1 protein-coding gene is annotated in these 1,138 nt (G+C 62.5%); it reads left to right on the plus strand.

Annotated features, from left to right (window positions below):
• Positions 1-2: 2 nt before the first annotated feature.
• Positions 3-1,138: elongation factor Tu (tuf, locus tag AN189_RS18645; RefSeq protein WP_056039693.1), on the plus strand; the 1,136-nt coding region annotated here is incomplete at its 3' end.

Here is a 1,138-nt window from a genome sequence, read left to right on the forward strand (position 1 = left end):
TCATGGCTAAGGCAAAGTTCGAACGTAACAAACCGCACGTTAACATCGGCACGATTGGTCACGTTGACCACGGCAAGACGACGCTGACGGCAGCGATCACCAAGTACTTTGGTGACTTCCGCGCCTACGACCAGATCGACGGCGCCCCCGAAGAGAAGGCCCGCGGCATCACCATCTCGACCGCGCACGTCGAGTACGAGACCGAAGGCCGTCACTACGCCCACGTCGACTGCCCCGGCCACGCCGACTACGTCAAGAACATGATCACCGGTGCTGCCCAGATGGACGGCGCGATCCTGGTTGTGAACGCAGCCGACGGCCCCATGCCGCAAACGCGCGAGCACATCCTGCTGGGTCGCCAGGTGGGCATCCCCTACATGGTCGTCTACATGAACAAGGTCGACCAGGTTGACGACGAAGAGCTGCTAGAGCTGGTGGAAATGGAAATCCGCGAGCTGCTGTCCTCCTACGACTACCCCGGCGACGACATTCCGATCATCAAGGGTTCCGCCCTGGCGGCGATGGAAGGCCGTGATGCGGACATCGGCGAAGAGTCGATCAAGGCGCTGATGGCGGCTGTGGACGAGTACATCCCGACACCGGCACGTGCGGTTGACCTGCCGTTCCTGATGCCGATCGAGGACGTGTTCTCGATCTCCGGTCGTGGTACGGTTGTGACCGGCCGTGTGGAGCGTGGCGTGATCAACGTCGGCGACAGCATCGAGATCGTGGGTATCCGCGACACCAAGACGACGACCTGCACGGGCGTCGAGATGTTCCGCAAGCTGCTGGACTCCGGTCAGGCTGGCGACAACGTGGGTGTGCTGCTGCGCGGTATCGACCGTGAAGGCGTGGAGCGCGGCCAGGTGCTGTGCAAGCCCAAGTCGGTTGCACCGCACACCAAGTTCGAGGCCGAGGCCTACATCCTGACCAAGGAAGAGGGTGGCCGTCACACGCCGTTCTTTGCGAACTACCGTCCGCAGTTCTACTTCCGCACGACGGACGTGACCGGCACGGTTGTGCTGCCCGAGGGCACCGAAATGGTGATGCCGGGCGACAACCTGAAGTTCAACGTCGAGCTGATCGCACCGATCGCGATGGAAGACGGCCTGCGTTTCGCCATCCGTGAAGGCGGCCG

The organism is Loktanella sp. 3ANDIMAR09 (assembly GCF_001420005.1).
In the GTDB taxonomy this organism is placed as follows: Bacteria; Pseudomonadota; Alphaproteobacteria; order Rhodobacterales; family Rhodobacteraceae; genus Loktanella.